The organism is Streptomyces sp. TSRI0107 (assembly GCF_001905845.1).
Taxonomy (GTDB): Bacteria; Actinomycetota; Actinomycetes; order Streptomycetales; family Streptomycetaceae; genus Streptomyces.
In genome coordinates this window covers 42,900-64,552 of record NZ_LIVZ01000018.1, presented here as the reverse complement: position 1 = coordinate 64,552, position 21,653 = coordinate 42,900, and the positions used below count along the sequence as shown (strand labels likewise).

General features: G+C 71.5%; 18 protein-coding genes and 2 pseudogenes. 12 read left to right on the top strand and 8 right to left on the bottom strand.

Going from position 1 to position 21,653, the window contains the following annotated elements; all coding sequences use genetic code 11:
• The first annotated feature begins 10 nt into the window (after nucleotides 1–10).
• Genes AMK31_RS36135 through AMK31_RS36125 form a run of 3 tightly spaced genes read left to right on the top strand, consistent with a single transcriptional unit; the run spans nucleotide 11 to nucleotide 3,626 of the window.
• Nucleotides 11–1,591: a condensation domain-containing protein gene (locus AMK31_RS36135; RefSeq protein WP_073944991.1), complete on the top strand. Its 1,581-nt coding sequence runs from the start codon at nucleotides 11–13 to the stop codon at nucleotides 1,589–1,591.
• Nucleotides 1,588–2,880, top strand: a complete 1,293-nt coding sequence (locus tag AMK31_RS36130) for an ATP-grasp domain-containing protein (RefSeq protein ID WP_073944990.1) — start codon at nucleotides 1,588–1,590, stop codon at nucleotides 2,878–2,880. The genes AMK31_RS36135 and AMK31_RS36130 overlap by 4 nt, the downstream gene beginning before the upstream one ends.
• The gene (locus tag AMK31_RS36125; protein WP_073944989.1) at nucleotides 2,877–3,626 is read left to right on the top strand and encodes a thioesterase II family protein; all 750 of its coding nucleotides are present in this window, start codon (nucleotides 2,877–2,879) and stop codon (nucleotides 3,624–3,626) included. Before AMK31_RS36130 ends, AMK31_RS36125 begins: the two co-directional genes overlap by 4 nt.
• 193 nt (nucleotides 3,627–3,819) lie before the next feature.
• Here AMK31_RS36125 and AMK31_RS36120 read toward each other — a convergent pair whose 3' ends face one another.
• From AMK31_RS36120 to AMK31_RS36110, 3 genes are all read right to left on the bottom strand, one after another.
• A complete protein-coding gene (locus AMK31_RS36120) occupies nucleotides 3,820–4,587 on the bottom strand; it encodes a DUF6585 family protein (RefSeq protein ID WP_073944988.1) in 768 nt (255 codons plus the stop codon).
• 313 nt (nucleotides 4,588–4,900) lie between these two features.
• On the bottom strand, nucleotides 4,901–5,434 hold the full coding sequence (locus AMK31_RS40805; RefSeq protein WP_158074570.1) for a hypothetical protein: 534 nt from the start codon (nucleotides 5,432–5,434) through the stop codon (nucleotides 4,901–4,903).
• 105 nt (nucleotides 5,435–5,539) lie between these two features.
• Complete coding sequence (locus tag AMK31_RS36110) at nucleotides 5,540–6,481, bottom strand: DUF1963 domain-containing protein (protein WP_241842839.1); 942 nt, start codon at nucleotides 6,479–6,481, stop codon at nucleotides 5,540–5,542.
• Between the two features lie 35 nt (nucleotides 6,482–6,516).
• On the opposite strand from AMK31_RS36110, the pseudogene AMK31_RS41180 reads away from it, so the two are divergent.
• From AMK31_RS41180 to AMK31_RS36075, 9 genes and pseudogenes are all read left to right on the top strand, one after another.
• Nucleotides 6,517–6,636: pseudogene (locus AMK31_RS41180) on the top strand (IS5/IS1182 family transposase); the annotation flags it as partial.
• 225 nt (nucleotides 6,637–6,861) lie between these two features.
• Nucleotides 6,862–7,473, top strand: a complete 612-nt coding sequence (locus AMK31_RS36105; protein ID WP_241842838.1) for a TetR/AcrR family transcriptional regulator — start codon at nucleotides 6,862–6,864, stop codon at nucleotides 7,471–7,473.
• A 46-nt stretch (nucleotides 7,474–7,519) separates the two neighbouring features.
• Nucleotides 7,520–8,191, top strand: coding sequence for an enoyl-CoA hydratase-related protein (locus AMK31_RS36100; RefSeq protein ID WP_073944984.1), 672 nt, complete (start codon nucleotides 7,520–7,522; stop codon nucleotides 8,189–8,191).
• A gap of 118 nt (nucleotides 8,192–8,309) precedes the next feature.
• A pseudogene (locus tag AMK31_RS41875) lies at nucleotides 8,310–8,468 on the top strand (hypothetical protein); the annotation flags it as partial.
• A 288-nt stretch (nucleotides 8,469–8,756) separates the two neighbouring features.
• A complete protein-coding gene (locus AMK31_RS42215) occupies nucleotides 8,757–8,891 on the top strand; it encodes a hypothetical protein (protein ID WP_274535994.1) in 135 nt (44 codons plus the stop codon).
• Nucleotides 8,888–9,139: a hypothetical protein gene (locus AMK31_RS41870; RefSeq protein ID WP_241842837.1), complete on the top strand. Its 252-nt coding sequence runs from the start codon at nucleotides 8,888–8,890 to the stop codon at nucleotides 9,137–9,139. The genes AMK31_RS42215 and AMK31_RS41870 overlap by 4 nt, the downstream gene beginning before the upstream one ends.
• 62 nt (nucleotides 9,140–9,201) lie before the next feature.
• A complete protein-coding gene (locus AMK31_RS36085; RefSeq protein ID WP_143204296.1) occupies nucleotides 9,202–9,507 on the top strand; it encodes a hypothetical protein in 306 nt (101 codons plus the stop codon).
• The gene (locus AMK31_RS36080) at nucleotides 9,504–10,094 is read left to right on the top strand and encodes a hypothetical protein (RefSeq protein WP_073944981.1); all 591 of its coding nucleotides are present in this window, start codon (nucleotides 9,504–9,506) and stop codon (nucleotides 10,092–10,094) included. Before AMK31_RS36085 ends, AMK31_RS36080 begins: the two co-directional genes overlap by 4 nt.
• The gene (locus tag AMK31_RS36075; protein ID WP_143204295.1) at nucleotides 10,091–14,359 is read left to right on the top strand and encodes a CHAT domain-containing protein; all 4,269 of its coding nucleotides are present in this window, start codon (nucleotides 10,091–10,093) and stop codon (nucleotides 14,357–14,359) included. Before AMK31_RS36080 ends, AMK31_RS36075 begins: the two co-directional genes overlap by 4 nt.
• Before the next feature lie 308 nt (nucleotides 14,360–14,667).
• Here the strand turns inward: AMK31_RS36075 and AMK31_RS41865 are convergent, their stop codons facing one another.
• From AMK31_RS41865 to AMK31_RS36050, 5 genes are all read right to left on the bottom strand, one after another.
• Nucleotides 14,668–15,045, bottom strand: a complete 378-nt coding sequence (locus AMK31_RS41865; protein WP_073944979.1) for a hypothetical protein — start codon at nucleotides 15,043–15,045, stop codon at nucleotides 14,668–14,670.
• An 80-nt stretch (nucleotides 15,046–15,125) separates the two neighbouring features.
• Nucleotides 15,126–16,559 (bottom strand): serine/threonine-protein kinase, encoded by a 1,434-nt coding sequence (locus AMK31_RS36065; RefSeq protein WP_073944978.1) that lies wholly within the window; start codon nucleotides 16,557–16,559, stop codon nucleotides 15,126–15,128.
• Nucleotides 16,556–17,362, bottom strand: a complete 807-nt coding sequence (locus AMK31_RS36060; RefSeq protein ID WP_198948648.1) for a serine/threonine protein kinase — start codon at nucleotides 17,360–17,362, stop codon at nucleotides 16,556–16,558. Before AMK31_RS36060 ends, AMK31_RS36065 begins: the two co-directional genes overlap by 4 nt.
• A gap of 501 nt (nucleotides 17,363–17,863) precedes the next feature.
• Complete coding sequence (locus AMK31_RS36055) at nucleotides 17,864–19,894, bottom strand: family 43 glycosylhydrolase (RefSeq protein WP_073944977.1); 2,031 nt, start codon at nucleotides 19,892–19,894, stop codon at nucleotides 17,864–17,866.
• Between the two features lie 89 nt (nucleotides 19,895–19,983).
• Nucleotides 19,984–21,501 carry a peptidoglycan DD-metalloendopeptidase family protein gene (locus AMK31_RS36050; protein ID WP_073944976.1) on the bottom strand — a complete coding sequence of 506 codons (1,518 nt, stop codon included), beginning with the start codon at nucleotides 21,499–21,501 and terminating at the stop codon, nucleotides 19,984–19,986.
• Nucleotides 21,502–21,653 lie beyond the last annotated feature (152 nt).

Below are 21,653 nucleotides of genomic sequence, written 5' to 3'. Positions count from 1 at the left end.
CCCCCACACCATGGAGCAGTCCGCCGCGACGGACCTGACGGCCGTGCTCACCGGCATCGTCAGCGAGCAGCTCGGTGGCCACGAGGTCGGCCCCGACGACGACTTCTACGCCCTGGGCGGTGACTCGCTGATCGCGCTGCGCGTCGTGTCGGCGGTGCAGGAGCGCGGCATCGCGATGACCCTCAAGGACCTTCTCTTCCACCCGACCGTCCGCGAGCTGGCCGGCCACCTGGCGACGCAGGTCCCCGCCGCCCCCGCCCCGGAACCGGCCGCGGAGCGGGACGCGCTCATCGACCCCGGCGACCGCGTCCTCGTCCCGAACGGTGTCGCGGCGGCCCTGCCCGCGTCCGCGCTCCAGGTCGGCATCATCTACCTCTGCGAGACCAGCGGTGACCCGGAGCTCTACCACTCCATCATCGGCTGGGAGACCGTCGCCGCCTTCGACGAGCAGCTGTTCCGCGAGGCCCTGGCCGAACTGTGCGACCGCCACACCGCGCTGCGCACCTCCTTCGACCTCGGCACGTACTCGGAGTCGGTCCAGCTGCAGTGGGAGCGCGTCGAGCCCCCGCTGACCGTCGAGCGGATCGGCGACGACAACCCCGCCAAGGGGCACGACAGCATCCGGAACTGGAGCCGCGAGGGCCTCGCCCTGCCCATCGACTGGAGCCGGGCGCCGCTGTTCCGCTGCCACGTCGTGGCCCAGCCCGACTCCTTCCACGTCGCGATCGCCAGCCACCACGCGATCGTCGACGGCTGGAGCTACGGCCGGCTCATCGTGGACCTGCTGGAGCTGTACGCCGCCAAGCTGCGCGGCGAGAGCGCCGAGCTGCCGGAGCCGCCGGCCACCGGCGAGCACGACTTCATCGTCGCCGAGCGCCGGCTGCTCGCCTCCGGCGAGGCCGCCGACTTCTGGCACCGGCAGGCCGACAGCGAGCCGCTGCTGTTCTCGCGCGGACAGTTCCACGGCGCGGCCAACGCGGTCGCCGACGTCGAGTTCACCGTGCCCGGCGCGGTACTCGACGGCATGCGCTCCGCCGCCCGCGACGCCGGTGTCTCGCTGAAGTCGCTGGCGCTCGCCGCCCACGCGCGTGCCCTGTCCGCCTGGACGGGCCGCGACGACGTGGTGACCGGTGTCGTCGTCAACACCCGCCCGGAGCGGCCGGGCGCCGACCTGATGGTCGGCCTCTACCTCAACACGGTGCCGCTGCGGCTGACCGATCTCGGCGCCCCCCTGCCCGAGCTCGCCCGCAGGGCACAGGCGTCGGAGCGCGACGCAGCGCCCTACCGCGCCTTCCCGCTCGCGCAGATCGAGAGCCGGCTGGGCCGCCCGCCGTTCGACGTGACGTTCAATTTCATGAACTTCCACGTATACGAGGACCTGGACGGCACCCGGGGCCTGCGGACCCGCGACTGGTGGGTGAAGGGCAAGCCGAGCTTCCCCTTCCGCGTCGACTTCGAGGTGGACGGCGCCGAGGCCGGCAGCCGCGTTTCCGTCGCCTACGACCCCGCGCTGCTCGACGAGGCGCGCGTACACGAGTACGCCCGTCACTTCGAGGCCGCCCTCACGACGGCCGCCGGAGGCACCGCATGAGCGAGTGGCGCCGCAGCCTGGCGGTGCTCTACGACGACGGCGCGGCCTCCGCGGGGGAGATCGGGGTCGGCCTGGCCGATCTCGGGGACATCGTGTTCCTGCTCCCGCCCACCCGCCATGCAGAACGGCTGCGACCGGTCCTGGAGAACTTCGGCACGGTCGTACCGCTCACGGGCACCAGCGAGGGCGACATCGCCCTGGCCCGGGACCTGGCCCCGGACGCGGTGGTGACCTACAGCGAGCGCATGGTCCGCAAGACCGCGGAGCTCGCCGAGGCGCTGGGTCTGCCGTCCCACACCCCGGAGGTGGCCGCGACGGTCACCGACAAGATCCGCCAGCGCCAGGTGATGCGCGACGCCGGCGTCGACAAGGTCCGCTCCCACCCGCTGGGTTCACCCGACGAGTGGCCGAAGGTGTACGACGCCGTGGGCCTGCCCGCGATCGTCAAGCCGGTGCGCGGCGGAGGCAGCCGCGACACCTACGCCGTCACGACCGCCGCCGAGGCGGCCGAGCTGCTGCCGCGGCTGTTCCCGGAGGGCGCGGACGCCGTGTACACGGTCGAGGAGCTCCTGGAGGGCGTGCCGAGCGCGCCGTACGGCGACTACGTGTCCGTCGAGAGCGTCTGTACCCCGCAAGGCGTACGGCACCTCGCCGTCACCGGCAAGTTCCCGCTGCTCAAACCGTTCCGGGAGCTGGGCAGCTTCTGGCCGTCGCACCTGCCGGCCGACGTGCTGGAGGAGGTCACCGACCTCACCACCCGTGCCCTGGACGCCCTGGGAGTGCGCTACGGCATCACCCACACCGAGCTGAAGCTCACGGCCGACGGCCCCCGCGTCATCGAGGTCAACGGCCGGCTCTCGGGCCATCTGAACCTGATGAGCCGCCGGGTCTGCGGCGTCGACATGGTGCGCCTCGGCGGCCTCCTCGCACTCGGGGACACCTCGCGGATCCCCGAGTTCGACTACGGCGGCCGCGTCCACTTCCTGTTCAACACCATGGCCCCGGTGGAACCGTGCCGGCTCGAGGCGATCCACGGAGCCATGGACGTGCGCCAGGTCGACGGCATCGAGGGCATCCGCCCGTACGTCCGCCCGGGCACCGAGCTGGCGGGCGGCGTGATGACCACGCCGCTGGACGTCATCTGGGGTTCCGGCGCCGACCACGCGGCGATGCTCGCCGTCCTGGACGAGGCGCTGCCGAAGCTGACGTACGTCTTCGCCCTCCCTGACGGCACCGTGCGCGAGGCGACCGCCGCGGCGCTCACCGACGTGAGCGAGGCCGGCGCATGACGGCGGCGGTGGGACCCCGGACCTGGCTGCGCAGGTTCCACACCAGGCCCGACCCGGCGACCCGCCCGGTCCAGCTGGTGTGCCTGCCGCACGCGGGCGGCGCCGCGGGCTGGTTCGTCCCCTTCTCCGCCGAACTGTGCGGGGTGGCAGACGTGCTGGCCGTCCAGTACCCCGGCCGCCAGGACCGCTGGCACGAACCAGCCGTCGACGACCTCCACGAGCTGGCCCGGCAGGTCGTCGCCGCGCTCGAACCGGCCCTGGACGACCGCCCGCTGGTGCTGTTCGGGCACAGCATGGGTGCCCTGGTGGCGTATGAGGCGGCCCGCCTCCTGAACCCGGCCCGGCTGTACGTCTCCGGATGCCCCGCACCCTCGCGTGGCGTGGAGAGCGAACAGGAGATCACCGACGACGAGGGCATCCTCGACGACCTGCGCGCGCTCGACGGCACGGACACCGCACTGCTCTCCGACCCGGGGCTCCTGGAGCTGATCCTGCCCGCGCTGCGGGCCGACTACCGGGCCGTGCGCACCTACCGCCGGCGGCCGGGCCCCGAACCGTCCTGCCCGCTGACGGTACTCACCGGCGACCGCGACCCCCGCACCCCGGCGGACGCGGTCCTGGAGTGGAAGCGGCACGGGACGGAGGACGTCCGCTTCAGGGCGTACGAGGGCGGCCACTTCTACCTCACCGAGCACATCCGGCAGGTGGCGGAGCTGATCACCGCCGACCTTGCCGGCCTCCCTTAGGATGAGTGTGCTGGCCAGGGTGATGGTGGCGAGGTAGCGGCCAGACCGTGTGTTGCTCCGTACGCCAACGCGGACACCGCTCCAGCCAGAAAGTCACTGCGCAACGGCCCCCGCCGGGTCAGGCCACAGCGGTCTGCTTGGCCGGGGCGGCGAGTGGGGAGCGTGGGCCCCTGTCCACCGCGTGCAGTTGTTCTCAGATCCGCCGGTGACCGGGGTCGCCGGCTGCCGGGCCGCCCTCCAGTACCGGGCGGCGGCGCAGTGTTACGGCGTTCAGTATGTGCTCACCCAGGGGGTCGGATTCCAGGCTGGGGTGGGCGTCGATCCGCAGGCGGTGCCCGTCGCGGGTGATCACGTGGTAGGCGACCACCTTGCCGCCGAAGAGACTGGCTCCGTGGGCCTGTCGTGAGAGCACTAGGCGGTCGACATCGTCCCAGGTCACGGCGCGGGGGCGGCCGTAGGAGGTGTACACGAGCCCGCCCGCGTACAGATGCGTGCGAACGAATCCCTTGGGCATTCTCCACAACAGGACCGGAAGCGCGATGATCACCAGGACGAGCGCCGCGAGCAGAAAGAGCACCACCGTGGTCACCAGCTTCTGGAGGCCGGGGATGTCGGTCCCGGTCTTGCCGAGGACCCAGTTCACGCCCCACAGGGCTCCCACGATCACAGCGCCGGTGGTCACCGTGCCGGCCACGATGTCCAGCGGGCTGCTGTTCTTGCGGGTGAAGACGTGCTCGCCCAGCGAACGCTCGGCCGCCAGGCGGGTGACGCGTGCCGACGGGGCGTATCCCTTCATCTGCACGGCATTGGGGCACCGCTTGATGACGGCGACACCCAGGGCCGAGGCGGCCAGGCCCGCGAGGAGGACGGTGACGGCGGACGGGGCCGGGGTGTCGCCGAAGATCAGCACTCCCAGGCCGTACAGCATCGTCGCCAGGCCGCCGAAGACCACCAGCAACATCAGGCAGCCCAAGTTCAACAGGGGCCCGGGCTCGGAGTGTGGCTGCGGTTCATCTGTCATGGCGTCCCCCAGGAACTCGTGGTTGGCGTGCCGAATCTAGCTGGCTTTGTCGGTGAGTTACGAGCGCGCCTGTAGCTCAGCGTGGAGAGCGTCATTGTCCACGGGAGAGTGATGTCGCTGAGTTGTGAGAGCGCAGGGTGCTTGCTTCGCGACCATGGTTGTGCTCTGCACGACGAGGGGTGCCGAAGCCCAGGGTCGATCTGTACGCGGCGATCCGTCGTGATGCGAAGGCTGGTCTGTCGAGCCGTGCTCTTCAGCGGAAGTACGGCGTCGGATTCCTGACCGCGCAAAAGGCGTTGACGTCGGCCTGGCCGGAGCACCGGAAGAAGCTTCCTCCCGGCCGACCCGGCTGGATCCGTACCAAGCCACCGCTTCGACGAAGGGCGACCCCCTTGACGCGGCACGCGCCGTCTTCCACGCAGAGGGTACGCCGCCGCACATCTACCTGCTCGTCGTACGACGCGAGGCCGAGGTCTTCCGGCAATGGGTCGCCAATGCCTACGAGCGAGGCAGCCATCTGCCCCTCGCGGAGCTGTCCCAGGCCGGCATGGAGCCACTCCTCCGCTTCGCGGCCGAGCGCGCGGAAGGCTTCAACCTGCTCTTCCGGGGCGAAAGGACCGGCGACCGTCCGGCGACGCCGAGACGCGAAGTCGTCACCGGCGTGACCGAGCAGCTCACCAGCCTCATCAAGCGCCGTGAAGAGGTGTTCGCAACCCGACGTCGGTTCCAACGCCGATGCCCTCGCCGCCGCCTGCGTCGGCGTGGCCCTCCAGGTCTGTGTGAGCACATCATCGATCGCGGTGGCGACCTGAATGCCGCACGACACCTCGCGGCCCGGTTTGTCGAGAACGCCTTCCGCAACCTGGATTTCGACCCCTGGCCCCGAACCTGGTCACGGGGCCTCGAAATGGGTCACGGCTAGCGCCTTGTCCACCCGAGCGGCGGCCAAGTCGTCGTGGCGGATCACGAAACTCGTGTAGTACTCCTCGTAGACCCGGGCTTCACGGGCGAGCGATATCCATTCGCTCGTCAGCCGGTGCTTTTCCTTCTCCAGGTGGGAATACCATTGCGCGATCGGGACGGCTGGGATCTTGCCTGCCTTCTCGCGTCCCGCGAGGGTCTGCTCCGCAACGCTGTTGATCACCTCGTCATCGGCATACCCTCCGATGACAAGGCCGGCGCCAGACGGCCAGAGGTCGTGGGCCAGAGCCCGAAGTTCGTCCAGGTGCGGCAGGTCACGCTCCATGTACCGGGCCAACTGCTGCTGGAAGGGCGACATGTCCTCCCAATCGAGATCCTCCCAGAATTCATGCCAGTCCTCGTCGCCCTCCTGGAGCCAAAGGGGCAGTTCGGCTCTGAGCTTGGCGCTGACGTCGAGCTGCTCGCGGACGCACTTGGAACTGGGGGCTTCCGCGACCGCGGTTTCGGTGCCGTCCGGTACATACACGACTCGCGCGTACCTCCCGGAACCATCTTCATGGTCCATCTCCCGGTTCACGAAGAACAGCAGCGTCCCGTCCACCGGCAGATCGAAGCCGTCGACTCTCGGCAGCGCCCCACAGTCGACGGAAAGGAGCAACGGCAACGAAATGTCCCCGGCGGACGGCCACTTCATGCCCACCGGCAGCCGAGGCAACCCACCGAACTGCCCGACCGGAGAACCACCGCCCACGGACAATCCGATCGACAATCGAAGGTGCTGGCTAAATCTGCTGATCTCGTCGCCCGGGATGCCCAACTCAAGCGCTGCCCGACGAAACTCTCCCTGATGATCCATGCCCGAGAAGATAAGCCCTTTCCAATCCGGCCGTATTACCGGGGTGTTGGTGGGCATGGGCTGTACGTGGTGGAGCGAGCGGTCGGTCGTAGGTCCACTTGGCCGCAGACGGCCGCGCACGGCCCCTCGCCTTCCCCGTCACCGCAGGCCAAGCAGGTGATGCACCCGCCTTCGAGACGGTGATGTCCCGCATCCGCGTGCCTCGAAGCGGGCGACTTCGAGAGTGCGCTGCGTCCCCCCAGCATGTTCAGCGGGTTGAGCCGAGCGCGCTCAGGGGCACCGCCATAGCTGGTGCGCATCTCGGCCAAGCGCTGCCATCGCTGCGGATTCAATGACCGCCCGCGCCTCCCTTGCATGTTCTATGCCATAGCCCATAAGTTACCGGCAGGTAGCCCGTCCGTTTGCGGAGGGCCACGTCGTCAGGAGGTGCTAGGCAGGTGAGTCCGCGCAGGAGTGACAGCCGTGACCGGATGATCCTCAGTGCTGCCGCTCTGCTGCGTGAGTACGGCGCGAGCGCGACCAGTATCGATCGGGTGCTCGCCCACAGCGGAGCTCCTCGGGGCTCGGTGTATCACCATTTCCCCGGCGGGCGGACGCAGCTCATCGACGAATCGGTGGCACTGGCGGGGGACTTCATCGCAGGGCTGATCGACGCTGCCATGCAGGCGGATGATCCGGTGGCGGCGGTCGACGCGTTACTCCTGCTGTGGCGTGACCGGCTCGTGGAGAGCGGCTTCAGGGCCGGCTGCCCGATCGTGGCGGTGGCCGTGGAGACCAATGACGATGCGCCCCAGCTTGCCCGTTCCGCCGCCGCCGTCTTCACCCGCTGGCAGGAGGCCCTCGCGGCCCTCCTCCTGCGGCACGGCCTGAGCGAGGAACGCAGCCGTCGGCTCGGTGCCTTCATCATCGCCGCGGTCGAAGGTGCGGTGATCATGTGCCGGGCCGAGCAGAGCACCGCCCCGATCGAGGCCGCCGCAGCCGAGATCCACGACCTGCTCCTCTACGCCCTGCGTGACCGCCCTGGCGCCGAATCCGGTACTCGGCCGTAGCTCGCGCCGCCCAGCCGCTTCATCTACGTAGCTCGAAGGAGTCGCCATGCCCTCGCTCGACCGTCAGGACAACGTCTTCGTCCTGGACCTTGGAGACGGTGAGAACCGCTTCCACCCCGACTGGCTCACCGCCGTCAGTGCCGCGCTCGACGAGGTGGAGAAGGCGGAAGGACCTCGCGCCCTGGTCACCGCCGCCACCGGCAAGTTCTACTCCAACGGGCTCGATCTGGACTGGCTGTTCGCCCACGCAGACCAGCACCAGGACTACGTCGTCTCCGTCCACGAGCTGTTCGCGCGGATGCTGTCGCTGCCGGTCGTCACGGTGGCCGCGATGCAGGGGCACACCTTCGCCGCCGGCGCGATGTTCTCCCTCGCCCACGACTTCCGTGTCATGCGCGCCGACCGCGGCTACTGGTGCCTGCCGGAAGCGGACATCAACATCCCCTTCACGCCCGGCATGGCCGCCCTCATCCAGTCCCGGCTGGCCCCGCAGACCGCGCACGAGGCCATGCTCACCGCCCGCCGCTACGGCGGCACCGACGCCGCGGCCGTCGGCATTGTCGACCAGGCGGTCGGTGAGGACGCCGTGCGCTCCACCGCCATCGAGATCGCCCAGGCACAGGTGAACAAGGCCGGCGACACGCTCGGCACCATCAAGGCCCGCATGTACGCCCCGGCGCTGGCCACCCTGCGCGACACCACCAACCCGCTCGGCTGACCAGCACCTCACCCACCGCAACAAGCCGCGCCCCGGGCCGCTTCCCCCCCGGGGCCGCGGGCTGCCCCAACTGCCCACCGCATGAGGAGCCAGGGCAGATGACCGCCGACACCGCGACGTGACACAAGAGCGCGTGCATTCTGTGCGAGCCTGCGTTCGGACCACTACCAAAACGGCGGCACCCCGGCTGACGACCCCGCTGCGCCGGGAGGCGGACGGCACCTTCACTCCGATCGCCTGGGACACCGCCATCCGCCAGATCGCCGCCCGCCTGAAGACCGTGCGCGACACCCACGGCGGCGAATCGATCTTCTTCTGCGGCGGCGGGGGACAGGGCAACCACCGCGGCGGCGCCTACAGCGACGCCCTGCTACGCGCCCCTCGGCGCCCGATACCGCTCCAACTCCCTCGCCCAGGAGAAGACCGGCGAAGTTCGTCGACGCCCACCTCACCGGCGGACACACCACCGGGGACTTCACCCGCGCCGAAGTCTCCCTCTTCCTCGGCAAGAACCCCTGGCAGTCCCACGGCGTCCAGCGCGCCCGCACCGTACCCAAGGATCCAGGTGAGGCCCGGCACCGACGCCTGGTGCCTGGCCGGCCTCCTCGGCACCCCGGTGCAGGAAGACCTCCTCGACCACGCCTTCCTCACCACCGCCTCCCACGGCGGCACCAGCACCCTGCAAGGAGGACGGCCATGACGACCACCGACTTCGCCGCCATGACCGGCCGGGGACTGCTGCGCTGGGTGCAGACCGAACGCCCCACCGACGTCCCCTCCATCGGCCGCCTGCTCGGCATGGGCGAGCAGCGAGGTGACTCGAGGTCTCCACGGGGCTGGTGTGCGAGAGGTGACGTCCTGCCGCTCGACACGAACGGCGAGCGACGGTGCCCACGAGGAGCGTGCCGTGCGATTCGCGCCACCCGTGCGCTCCCGTGCGCGCCCTGACCGACGTGGCTGCGATGGCTCAGGCTGTTACACCCAGTTGCGGCGTTCTCGTGGAGTCTGATGTGAGCGACTTTGACATTCTGTTCGACAGGTCGGCCGCTGCCGAGGGAGCGGAGAGGATCGAGCTGCCGGGGGGCATCTCGCTGGAGGCCGCCGCCGCGGTCGTCGAGACGTACTTCCTGGAACACCCGGGCGCCGAGCGCCTCGCCGTCGCCGCCAACGGTGTCGTCCTCGGGGTGACCACCAGGTCCGTCGTCATGGGTTCCTTCCGGGGAGCCCCGCCGGTCAGGCTCGACGAGTGTCCCGAGTGCCTCGGGGTGGGTGAGCACACAGACGGGTGCACTGCGGGCAGTACGGCGGAAGTGTGAGGCCGGACCTGAACGAGCCCCGCTGGCAGGTCGTCTATCCGTTGGGCACGACCGACGCCATGCGGTCGCTCGGCACTATCGCCGCTCCGCTGCTCGCGGGCTTCGGCCTCGCCACGATCGGACTGCTCGTCACCGCGGAGCGCACCCCTCTCCTGGCCGACTGGGCGGTGGCGGCCTTCGCGGCGGGCTCGACACTCATGGTGTTCTGCGTGCAGTTGACCTGCACAGGCCTGCTGTACGCAGCGCCTCCCGCGGAGCGCGCATCCTGGCTGCAAGGCCGTCCCGTGGCACGCGCCGCTCTCGACGTCCAGCGCAAGGACCTCTGGCTCAGCGGCCGTTACTTCCGGCGGGCGCGCTGGACCTACGACCTCGCCCTCACCGCTCACCTGATCGGCCTCACCGCCCTGCTCGTGCCGCGCAGCGCCCAACCGGGCCGCTGGATCGGTGTCGCCGTCGTGCTGGTGGCCCTGGTCATGGAGATCACCTGGATCGTCACCGCCCACCGGGGCCGGGGTCCTGCCTGGCTGCTCCCCGGTTACCGACACGCCCGGCAGAGCCTGGACACCCCGCCGGGAGGTGAGCCGTGAGCACGAGGCGATCACCCACCGATCTGGCCATGATGTCCCTGCTGACGGAACTCGGCCGGCGCGTCGCATCGGCGCGGGACGGCGACTTCGCGGGGGCGATGGACGACGAGGTCCCCGCGCTGCTCGCCGCGATCCACGATCTGGCGCCGCTCGTCGCCCCTGAGCTGGCGCACCGGGCCGTCGAGTTCGAGCTCCGCCTCCGGCTGGCCCGGCTCCAGGCACAGCCGCTGGGCGCGGGAACGGAGGACCGCGAGCAGGCAATCCTCCTCGCGACCAGGTTGCAGCAGGCCGGCGCACGGCCGGACGCCGCGTTGTCCAGGCTGCTGGAGGACCTGCGCGCCGACCGGGACCTGGAGCCGGGCCGCATGGGCCTGAGGATCCTGGAGGCAGCCCTCGAGAGCCGCGATGTGCGCGTCCTCGACAAGAGCATCGCGACACTGCGCCATGCGCTGGAGCGGCGCGCGGGAGCGGAGCCCCGCTGGGATGTCCTCATCGGCCTCTGCATCGCCTTCCAGCGCAGAAGCGAACTCGACGGTGACGTCTCCAGCGCGCGCACCGCGGTGCACTACGGCAGATCGGCCTTGGACGTGGCACCTCACCCGGTGGCCCGGGGGACGTGCTGGAGTGACCTCTCCGGCGCCTATCTGCGACTCCATGCCCTGTCCGGGGAGACAAGCGCCCTCCGAGACGCCGAGCAGGCCATGCGCGAGGCCGTGGCCCTCCCCGCCGAGGACGACTCGGCGCAGCTGCAGCGCACTCTCAACTTCAGTCTGCTCCTCATCGAACTATTCGAAGCGACGGAGGATCCCGCACCCTTGAGCGAGGCGGTCGAAGTCCTCCGGGACACAGCCGGTCCACTCCACCCGGACGCCCCGCACTGGCTGCTCAGCCGCGACCGGCTCGCCCGGGCGCTCAACCTGCGCTATCACGCGGAGAACTCCGGCAGCGACAGGGACGAGACGACAGCGATCGCCCGCGAGGTCCTCGCCGTCCTGCCCGAGAACCACGCGGACCGGAAACGCTGGTCGGCCATGCTCGCCGTAGGGCTCGTCATGAAGATCATCGAAACCGGCGATCCCGCTGATCTCGCCGAATGTCTGCGGTCGGCGCGTCGCGCCAGGGCGCTGTGCACAGCGGATGATCCTCTCCTCGACGGCATTTCGACCGTCCTGGGGCTGGCCGAGAGCTACGCAGGGCGCCACAGGCTCGGCCTGCCGTTGACCTCCAACGAGGACCCGGTGGCCGCGCTCCCGGCGCTGGACGTCCTGTTCAGGGCGGAGGAAAGGCTCTGGCACGGTTCACCGGACGAGGCCCTGGGGGCGGCCAAGGCCGCCGTCGACTCCGCGCCGACGTCCGAGGCGAGGGCGGCGGCGACCCGTCTGCTGGTCACCGCACACCGACGCCGGTACACCGACACGGAGGACGCGGCCGACCTGCTCGGCTGGCTGGAGGCGGCCCGGGCACTGGCCGGCGACGCGCGCAAGGACGCGGCCGCCCGCGCAGCCGCGTACCACGAACTCGCCGTGGCCCACTATGTGCTGCATACCGTCCATGGCGTCGAGAAGGCCCTGGACGACGCGGTCACCGCGGCCAAGATCTCTGTCGGAGCCGAGCCGGAGAACAAGGAGTACCGGGCGCTGGCGGTCACCCTGCTGGCCGCACGGTACCGCAGGGACCAGCGCGGGCGGGACCGCAGGCTCGGCCTGCTCTGGGGCGAGCCGCTGGGGGATCACCCGGAGATCCAGGGGGCCATGGCGGAGTTCTACCTCGGCCGATACGAGAAGACGGCCTCGCAGGACGATCTGACCCGGTCGCTCAACGCCCTCAGGACAGCGGTCGCGACGGCCACCGACGAACACAGGCGCGCCGACTACCGCGGTCTGCTCGCACAGGCCCTGCTTCTGCGGTTCGCGCTCACCGCCGGCCCCGCGGACCTCGACGAGGCCATCACCACGACCATGGTCGCGGTGGGCGAAGCCGACGACGAGGCGCTGCGCGCCGACATGCTTCTCCAGTTGAGCCAGGCCCGGCGGATCCGGTTCGAGCACCGCGGACTCCTCGCAGACATCGAGCGGGCGGTGGACGAGGCCCGGGAGGCGCTGTCGCTGCTGCCACCGCGGGAAGAGCGGGTCACCGACGCCGAGATCGTCCTCGGCGAGGCACTGGCGACGGCCGCCGAGCGCGTCCCGGCGCCGGCAGGGCACATGGACGAGGCGGTCGAACTCCTGAGCAAGGCGAACGTGGTGTCCGCCGGGCCGCGGTTCCGTGCCAGAGGAGGGGAGGCCGCGTGCCGCGTCCTGCTCCTGCGGTACGTCCGTGAGGGCGCCGACGCCGACCTTGCGGAGGCACTCGAAGTCGCTTTCGCCCTCCTCCGGGTGACGCCTCCAGGGACGCGTGAGTACGCGAGGCGCAGTGTCCTCGTCGCCCGCTGTCTGCAGACCCGGTTCGAGACCCTGCGCGACAGGCGTGACCTGGACCGTGCCGTGAAGGTGCTGCGGCGGTCCCGCCTGCTGAGGACGGGGGCGGCCGATCCAGAAGTGCAGAACGAGCTCGGCCTGATGCACATGGCACGCTTCCGAGCCGGCCTGGACGGCACGAAGGGTCTGCGGAAGGCGATGTCCTCCTGGAAGGCCGTCGCGCTCTCCTCCTCGGCCCCACCCGCGCTGCGCATCCGGGCCGCGCGGTCATGGGCGGAGCACGCGCCCTCACCAGACGCCCTGCGTGCGTACCAGCTCGCCGTCGAACTCCTTCCCCTGCTCGCCTGGCGCAACGCCACGGACCCTCATGGCCGCCAGGAAGTACTCGCCGACCACAGCGGAACAGCCCGTGAAGGAGCCGCCTGCGCGCTCGACGTCGGCAGACCGGACCTGGCCGTCGAGCTGCTCGAGCACGGGCGGGCCGTCATGTGGTCGCAACGGCTGCAGCTGCACACCAGCCTGACGTCTCTGTGGGGCGCGGACCCCGGTCTGGCCGCTGAACTCGAAGAGGTGCAGACCGCCCTGGCCGCGGGCGCCCCGCCGACGGAACTCATCGGCAGGGCGCTGTCCGCGAAGGGCCGCGACGACCACCGGCAGGTCCTCGCCCGGCGTTGGGAGGACCTCGTCGACAAGGCCCGCCGGACACCGCGGTTCGAGAGCTTTCTGCGTGCCCCGGACCTGTCGGTGCTGCAGCGCGCTCTGCGACAGGAGCCCGTCGTCATCGTCAACGTCGCGGCCCGTCGCTGCGACGCCCTCGTGGTGAGCGCGTCAGAGGTCCGCGTGGTGGAGCTGCCCATCACCGCTGAGGAGGTGCACCGCACCGCGCAGTGTCATCTGGAGGCACTCGCCGAGTTCGAGGAGGGACCGCGCCGTTTCACCGCACGGGTGCGGTTGGAGCAGGTGCTCACCCGCACCAACACGTGGCTCTGGGACACCATCGTCGGTCGCATTCTCGACGCCATGGGCCATGACGCTCCCGTCGCCGCAGGAGGTCACTGGCCGCGCGTCTGGTGGTGCCCGACGGGGCCGCTCGCTCTTCTGCCGCTGCACGCCGCGGGCCACCACCAGGCACGTGACGGCCGCACCGCCATGGACCGGGTGATCTCGTCGTACACACCGACCCTGCGAGCGCTCACCGACCGCGCCCTGACCGGCTCGTCGGAACCCTGGCCGGCGCCCGGGGCCGGTGCACCGGAGCGGCCGCTGGTGGTCACTCTGTCCCGGACGCCGGGGCATGACGACCTCGGGCACGCGCGGCTCGAACGGGACGGCATCGCCGCGGTGGTCGGGCCGCGGGCATGCACCTTCCTCGACGACGAAGAGGCGAACCGGGCCGCGGTGCGCCGGTCCGCCGGCGCGCATCGGTGGGTGCACTTCATTTGTCACGGCACCCAGGACCTCGACGACCCCTCGCGCGGTGGCCTTGTCCTTCACGACGGGCTGCTGAGCGTGGCAGAGCTCTACGACGCCGAACACCAGCCGGGCGAACTGGCGTTCCTGTCCGCGTGCAAGACAGCCTCCCCGGGCCAACGCCACCTCGACGAGGCCATCACCCTGTCGACGGCCCTGCGGTACGCCGGGTGGCGGCACGTGATCGGCACTCTGTGGTCGGTGTGGGACCACGCCTCGGCGGCTGTCGGTGTGGACACCTATCGGCGCACGGTACGAGACGGCCGCCTCGAGGTCGGCCTCTTGGCCGAGGCACTCCACCACACGGTCCGCTCCCTCCGGGACGCCCATCCGTCCCGGCCCAGCATGTGGACCCAGTTCGTGCACGCGGGGCCCTGAGTGAGCCCTCTGCCCGGTCCGGGCCGGCTGTCGAGAGCCTGAGTTCGGAGCCGGGTGGAGGCGGCCGAGTCCCGGCCCTGGTCCGTCGTGCCGAGGTACGGGCCACCTGAGCCGGAGCAGCTCTCCGCAACGGTGGATCTTTGGCGGCGCATCCTCTTGGCCACCCCCGCCGACAAACCGGGCCGTGTCGGTTACCAGTCCACCCTGGGATCCGCGCTGCTCGTTCGGTTCGAGTGGGGTCAGGCAGGTGCGGACCTCGAGACCGCCGTCGACTGCTTCCGGCTGGCGCTGAAGACCACCCCCATCGGTCACGCGGACCGCGCAGGACTCCTCTCCAACTCGGGAGCGCCCTCATGCGTCGGTTTGAGCACAGGGGCGCGATGCATGACCTCGAAGCTGCCATCGATCACCTGCGGAAAGGCGTGGAGGCAAGCTCTCCCGACGACCCCGACCGCGCGAGGTATCTGTCCAACCTCGGGGCCGCGTTGCAGGCCCGGTTCAAGCGGACCGGAGCGCCGACGGACCTGGAGGCCGCCGTCGGCCACCTCCAGGAGGCCGTGGACACCACACCCCCCGACAACCCCGATCGTGCGGTGGGCTTCTACAACGTCCCGGGAGGTGTCCAGGTACACGGAGGCGAACGGGCCCGGCTCCGCGTAGAGGGGCTCAAGGAACGACAGCGTCATCGCCACTCCTCATCGACGCTCCCCACCCACCCCCCCACCTTCCATGATGCGCGACCTTCGTCGATGCGCGTCGAGGTGCGTCAGCGCACGGCCGGGGGGTGCGGGCACTCAGGCAGCGCCGGCCGTTCCCTGGTCCGTACGGCAGGGAGCCAGGCCGTGGGGGGCGCGGAGCCGGGCGGGAGGCGGACGCGGTACCAGTGGGTGGACCGCTGGTCCGCCTCGTCGATGATGGGCTGCCCGTCGGGCAGCTCGCAGTCCGCGGTGAGGACGTCGCCGTGCCACACCCTGGTCGGTACGACGTTCTCCGCGGTGTAGGGCTGCGCGGGGTCGATCGCCAGGCCCAGACTGCACTGCCGGTCCCGGTCGACCCGCTCCTGGCAGCCCCGCTCCGCGTTGAACACCCGGACGGTGGCGACCGCGGCGCCCGTACGGCCGGACTGTGCGGACGAGCCCGCCCGTACCGCGTCCGAACACAGGGCCGCGCCGGCAACCCCGCACAGCGTGGTGGCGAGGACGGCGGCGCGGGCCCGGCCCCGCAGCCGCCCCGCCCCGGGTGTCTCCCGCTGGGCGGTGATACGAGCGAGCAGGCTCTCGGCGGTGTGCGGGGCGCGCGCCGCGTGGGTCGGGGCGAGGCAGTCGGCGATCAGCGCGCGCCAGAACGGCGGCACGGCATGGTCCATGCGCAGCGGGGCACGCCCCTCGCCGTACTCCTGGACCGCGGCGCCCCGTGCCATCGGTGTGGCGCCGGGGAACGGCGAGGCGCCCGAGGCGAAGACCTCGTGAATGAGGATGCCCAGGGCCCAGATGTCTGCGGTCGGCCGGACCCGCACGCCCAGTTCGCCGAGGGGGGCCTTCCAGCGCTCGGGCGGCAGGTAGTCCAAAGTGCCCATGGGCGGCGCGTAGCCGTGGGTCCCCGTCAGCTCGGTGGCGAGGCCGAAGTCCGACAGCTTCACGGACCGGTCCCGGCCCAGGAGGACGTTCTCCGGCTTGAGATCCGCGTGGACCCAGCCCGACCGGTGGAGATGGGAGAGTCCCTCGCAGATTCCGGCGATCAGCCGTGCGCGATCGGCCTCGGGCACGCCCGCGTCGACGAGTTCCCGCAGACTGCCCGCGGCCCGCTCCATGACCAGGACGATCGCGCCCTCCAGGGAGGGACGGTCGGGTGCGGCGAGAACGAACGACTCCAGGAGACCGATCAGCCGGGGATGTCCGGCCCTGCGCCCGAGCTCGACCTCGCGGCGGGCGGACTCCACGATCCTGCGCGCCTGTCGCGGCGCGAGCCCCGCGGTCGGCATGATCTTGAGCGCGACGTCGGCGGGTGGCGAGGACCGGCCCGCGCGGGCGTCACCGGTTCCGCCCCGGTCCCCGTCGGCAGGCCGCGCCGCGTAGACGGTGGACCAGCCTCCCGCCCCGATCAGCTCGGTGACCACCCAGTCGCCCACCTGACAGCCGGGTGGGAGCAGGTCGGCGCGGTCGTGTTCCGCGGTGTCCCCATGGCCGTGCGGCGGTGTCATCGTGCTGCCGGCCGCTCCCGCCCGCCGGCCCCGGTCAGCGGCGGCAGCAGCGCGAGGTGCTCTTCCTGTACGAGCCCGAACCGCAGCGCGAGCCCGACGATCTCTTCCCGCTTGCCGTTGCGGCGGTCGCCCTTGCCGGGCTCGTGGGCGTCCGCGACGCCGATGCGCAGCTTCTCCTCGGCGAGGTAGTCGATGTGCGAGCTGACCGCCCGCGCGGTCAGCGTGCCGCCGGTGACGTGCCCGCTGAGCCGCTCGACGATCTGGGGAGTGGTGGGGACCGCCACGCGGGACTGGTCACGCAGGCGCGGTTCGCAGAGTGCGACCAGGACCAGGAAGTACGTGGCCGTCTCGTCCAGGGAGTACGCGGTGACCGTGCTCGTTCCCCACGGAACGCCCGCCTCCGGGTCGAGGTAGAGGTGGTCGGGGGCGAACACCTGGAAGGAGATGGGGGCGTCACCGCGGGTCGGCAGCACGACGCGGGAGAACTCGAACGGGATGGGAGCCCCGACCCGTCGCGGCGGAACCCTCAGGTATTCCCCCGCTCCCTCCGGATTCTCCACGAGATAGCTGTGGGTGGTGCTGTGGTTCGTCAGCTGCCAGTGGTCGTCGGTCACGCGGATCTCCCCGGCGAGCCGGGAGATCGCGGGGTCGGCGAGACGGAGCTCCACGGGAACCGTCGCGGAGCCCCGTCCGAAGCGGGCGACCTCGCCGGGGCCGAGCCGCAACGTCACCGCGTCACCGTGCGGTTCGCCGCCGTCGGCGCCACCGCTTCCCTGCGGCAGATGGACCACTACGCCGCTCACCGCACCCCCCGTGCCCCCACGTCGCACTTGCCGGACGAGCGGAACGATACTCACGGGTCACCAGAGTTCACCGGCGTACTTCGGCCACTTCACCGGGACCGCCGACGGGGCCGGGCCGGCCCCGCCGCATGGGGGCGAGGAGGCTCCTGGACCGCTCTCACCAGGGCGTCCGAGACGTGCTGCGCGGGGCGCGCCGTTCGCTGTGCCTCAGGTCACCACGGTTCCGTGCCAGGGGCGCCGATTTGCGGCTGTTTCCGGGTCTGTGCCCGGGTGTTCGGCCCGGGGGTCTCCCGCCGAGGCGACGCGGCAACGGCCTGCCGCCGCGGACGGCCCGGGGCGGGAGGTGTCCTCCCGTGCCGGGTGCGAATGCCTCGTGCCGTGTCGCGCAAGGTGGGGAAAGTCACCGTGCGGGGACAGAAGGAACCGGCGTACCGGGCGACTTCCCGGCGCCGACGAAACACTGATGTCCCCGTTCACTTGGCGAGATCCGCACCCTGTCGCTCACAGAGCGGGACTGCCCGACACGAGAGGCGCGACCCTGCGGTCGCCGAAGGCCGTCCATGGTTGCCACCCGCCGCTCGGCCGGTCCTGGACGCGGGTCCGTATCCCGCCCGCGACCGTGACGGCGAAGACGTGCAGCCGCCCGGTGGAGTCGAGCGCGGCAGTGGGTGTGGCGACGAGCCTGATGCCGGGCTCACCGAACTCGCCGCCGGGATGCCAGTCCCCGCCCGGAGCGACCTGCCAGCGGTGGCCCAGCCGGGCGCCCCCGGGCGTGACGGAGAACGCCTCCAGCCGGCCGTCGGCGTTGGCGGCGAACGCCGGGGCGGCGGCGCTCCAGCCGAACAGCCCCAGCCAGTCGTCCCAGCCACCGCTCGGCACGGCCTGACGCCGGGCGAAGGCCCCCACACCCGACGGACCGATCGCGGCGACGGCGAGCCGGCCGCTGCCGTCCCTGGCCACCCGAGGCGCGGCGCCGGCCGCGGTGCCGAACCGGTGCCATCCCGCGGTCCACGGGCCGCCGGGCGCCTGCTGCCAGCGGTGGTAGATCGCGGAGCCGCCGGGGGAGAGGGCGAACACCTCCAGCCGGCCGTCCGCGTTCGCCGCGACCACCGGTGGCGCGCCCGCCGACCCGCCGAAGCCGGGCTCCCACGGATCCCAGCTCAGGGATCCGGGCGCACCCTGCCGGCGCCGCGCGACGGAGGCGCCGCCGGGGCTCAGGGCGAACACCTCCAGCCGGCCGTCGGCGTCCCGGGCGACGGCAGGGGCTGCCCCGGCCGGGCCGCCGAACTCCTCCCAGGCGTGCCAGCCACCGTCCGGCCGCTGCACCCGGTGGTGCAGGTTGACGCCGCCCGGGGCGAGGGAGAACACCTCGAGCCTGCCGCTGACGTTGCGGCCTAGGGTGGGATCCGCGCCGGCCGGCCCCCCGAAGGGCTCCCACTCCGACCAGGTGTCGGCGTACGGGTCGGTCTGGACGCGCCGCAGCATCGAGCGGTCGGTGGCGTCGAGTGCGAAGACCGTCAGCCGGCCGTGCACATCGAGGCCGGCCACCGGGTTGTCGGGGCTCTGCCACGGCGGTGGCGTGTCCCGCCAGTACAGGGGCGCCACGTACAGCCCGTGGCGGAACCAGCCCGCGGCGCCGGCGTACCACGCCTCCCCGTCTCGCACGACCTCGACGGCGTGACCGGCCACATGTCCCGCGTACCCGGCCAGTTCGAAGTGGAAGGGGTCCCGCGACGCCAGTACGTCGGTGCCCTCGTAGCCGTTGCGGGGTCCGATGAACAGGTAGTACCAGCCGTCCCGTTCGACGACGCACGGCGACTCGGTGACCGAGACGGTCGCGTCCGTGCTCGCGTCGGTGAACGCCACGCCCGGCTCGCTCCAGTGCAGCAGATCGGCGGAACGCCGGTAGGCCACGACATGGTGGCCGCCCGCGCCCGAGAGTTCTGTGTAGTACATGACCCACTCGCCGCCGACCCGCAGCACCATGGGGTCACGCGCGGCGAGCCCCCGGAACAGCGGGCCGGACGGCTCCCGGGTCCAGGTGAACAGGTCGGTCGAGGTGGCGAGGTTGATCGCGGCGCCGCTCCCGCCGCCCGCGGCGTAGAACATCCAGTACGTGCCGTCGGCCTCGACGACGTGCGGCGCCCACAGGTGTTCCTCGCCGAAATAGGACGGGTCGACGGTGAGCGCGTCGGCGTGGGTGGTCCACGGCCCGTGCGGGCTCGCCGCGGAGGCGTGGGCGAAGGTGATCTCCGCCGAGCTGTCCGGGGCCTCGCCGCGCGGCGCGCTGTCCCCGACGATGCCGAACAGGTGCCAGCGGCCCTGAGCCTTGATCAGCGTGTGGTCGTTGAGGTAGCGCGGGCCGGCCGGGGTGGACGGATCGTAGACGTACGTGAAGGGTCCCGCACCGGCCCAGTGCGGGGCCAGGGCCTCCTCGGAGGCCGCGGCGCCGGCCGGGCCGGCGCCCAGGAACGGGAGGACGCCCGCCCCCGCAACACCGCGCAACAGGCTCCGTCTGCTGATCGGAAGCACGAGTCACTCCAGAAAGACCGCCTGGTCGGCCGCGCGCCGTACAGGGCACAGCCGACCACGGGACAGATCGAGGGGGTTGGGGGAGAGGGTCAGTTCAGGGTGGGGCCGGGGGTGTCGTTGACCCAGCTCCATTCGGACCAGGTGGTGAAGCCGGTCTGCCATTTGTGGAAGGTGCCGGCGTGGCTCGTGCCGAAGATCTCGATCCGGCCGTCGGCGTTGGTGGCGGCGGTGACTTCGGTGCCGCCGGTTCCGAAGGCGGCCCAGTCGCTGTAGGGCGCGTTGACGGCGCTCTGCCACATGTGCATGGCGGTGCTGCCGTTCATGGCGAAGACCTCCACGCGCCCGTCGGGGGTACGTTCGCTGGTGAGCTGCGAGCCGGCGGGGCCTCCGGTCGGCTCCCATTCGGACCAACTGGTGGGGCTCGTCTGGTATTTGTGGAAAACGCCGACCGGTCCGGAGGCGAAGACCTCCAGGCGGCCGTCGGCATTGTGGTCGACGGTCAGGTCGCGGCCGCCCTCGCCGAAGGCGCCCCACGGGGACCAGCCGCCGTTGGGGGCCGTCTGGTACCGGTGCTGGAAGGTATCGCCGTTGAGGGCGAAGACCTCCAGGCGCCCGTCGGGCGACTTCTCCATCTCCACGCGGCTGTCGGTGGGGCCGCCGCCGGTGGGCTCCCACTCCGACCAGCCGCCGTTCGGGGCCAGTTGATAACGGTGGAAGAGCCCGACCGGGCCGGACGCGTAGACCTCGATACGGCCGTCGGCGTTGACACCGGCCGCGGTGTCCCGGCCGCCACCGCCGAAGGATTCCCAGTTCGACCAGCCACCGGACGGGCTCAGCTGCCAGCGGTGCTGGAAGGTGCTGCCGTTGAGGGCGAACAGCTCCAGGCGGCCGTCGGCGCTGGGCGCGATCGCGAGCTCCGCGTTGCCGGGGCCCCCGAGGGCCTCCCAGGCCGACCAGTTGCCGTTGACCTCCTGCTGCCAGGCGTGGTGGATGCCGTCGGCTCCGGCGGCGAACACCTCGAGACGCCCGTCCGCCGACCGCGCCGACACCACCCGGCCCGACTCCGCCGGATACACAAGCGGCCGGGGCCGCGGGCCGTTGCCCGGAGTGCAGGGCAGCACGACGCCGCGCTCGGCGAGGTAGACCTCGGGGTCGATGCCGTAGGAGGCGGACCGGTCACCCCAGATCCGCAGATGGAGGTGGGGGCCGGTGGACTGCCCCTCAGAGCCCATCAGGGCGATCTGCTGACCTGCCGCGACACGGTCACCGACGGAGACATCCCGCCGGGACATGTGCCCGTACTCGGAGATCCTCCCGTCGGGGTGCTGGACCCGGATCCACTGGCCGTAGCCGGGCTCGCGCCCGGAGATGGTCACCTCACCGTCGCCTACGGCATAGATCGGCGTCCCGACATCGTTGGCGATGTCGACGCCGTTGTGGCCGCTGTGGAAGTGCTGGGACACAAAACCGGCGGCCGGGCACGCCGCGGTTTCGGCCGCGGCGGTCCGCGCCGCGGCCGGAGCAGCGGGCACCAGCGCCGGCAGCAGCAGGGCCGCCGCAACGGCGAGGACACAGGCCGGTGCGCGTCGGGAAAGTCCAGCAAGCACGAGACGCTCCTCCCCCTCGCAATCTCGGGGTGAATGGGATGGACGTGCGGGATACCCGCGTGGCCGAGGAGCGGGCGGTCTGGAAGGTAGCAACGGGACAGCCCCGGGAGACCCCGGAAGATTACGGACTGACAGACGTCGGCGCGTCGGTT

Bases quoted from the DNA above. Each gene is read 5' to 3' on its own strand.
- AMK31_RS36135 (WP_073944991.1), top strand. From the start codon at position 11: ATGGAGCAGTCCGCCGCGACGGACCTGACGGCCGTGCTCACCGGCATC.
- AMK31_RS36130 (WP_073944990.1), top strand. From the start codon at position 1,588: ATGAGCGAGTGGCGCCGCAGCCTGGCGGTGCTCTACGACGACGGCGCG.
- AMK31_RS36125 (WP_073944989.1), top strand. From the start codon at position 2,877: ATGACGGCGGCGGTGGGACCCCGGACCTGGCTGCGCAGGTTCCACACC.
- AMK31_RS36120 (WP_073944988.1), bottom strand. From the start codon at position 4,587: ATGTTGCTGGTGGTCTTCGGCGGCCTGGCGACGATGCTGTACGGCCTG.
- AMK31_RS36110 (WP_241842839.1), bottom strand. From the start codon at position 6,481: ATGCCCACCAACACCCCGGTAATACGGCCGGATTGGAAAGGGCTTATC.
- AMK31_RS36100 (WP_073944984.1), top strand. From the start codon at position 7,520: ATGCCCTCGCTCGACCGTCAGGACAACGTCTTCGTCCTGGACCTTGGA.
- AMK31_RS41870 (WP_241842837.1), top strand. From the start codon at position 8,888: ATGACGACCACCGACTTCGCCGCCATGACCGGCCGGGGACTGCTGCGC.
- AMK31_RS41865 (WP_073944979.1), bottom strand. From the start codon at position 15,045: ATGACGCTGTCGTTCCTTGAGCCCCTCTACGCGGAGCCGGGCCCGTTC.
- AMK31_RS36065 (WP_073944978.1), bottom strand. From the start codon at position 16,559: ATGACACCGCCGCACGGCCATGGGGACACCGCGGAACACGACCGCGCC.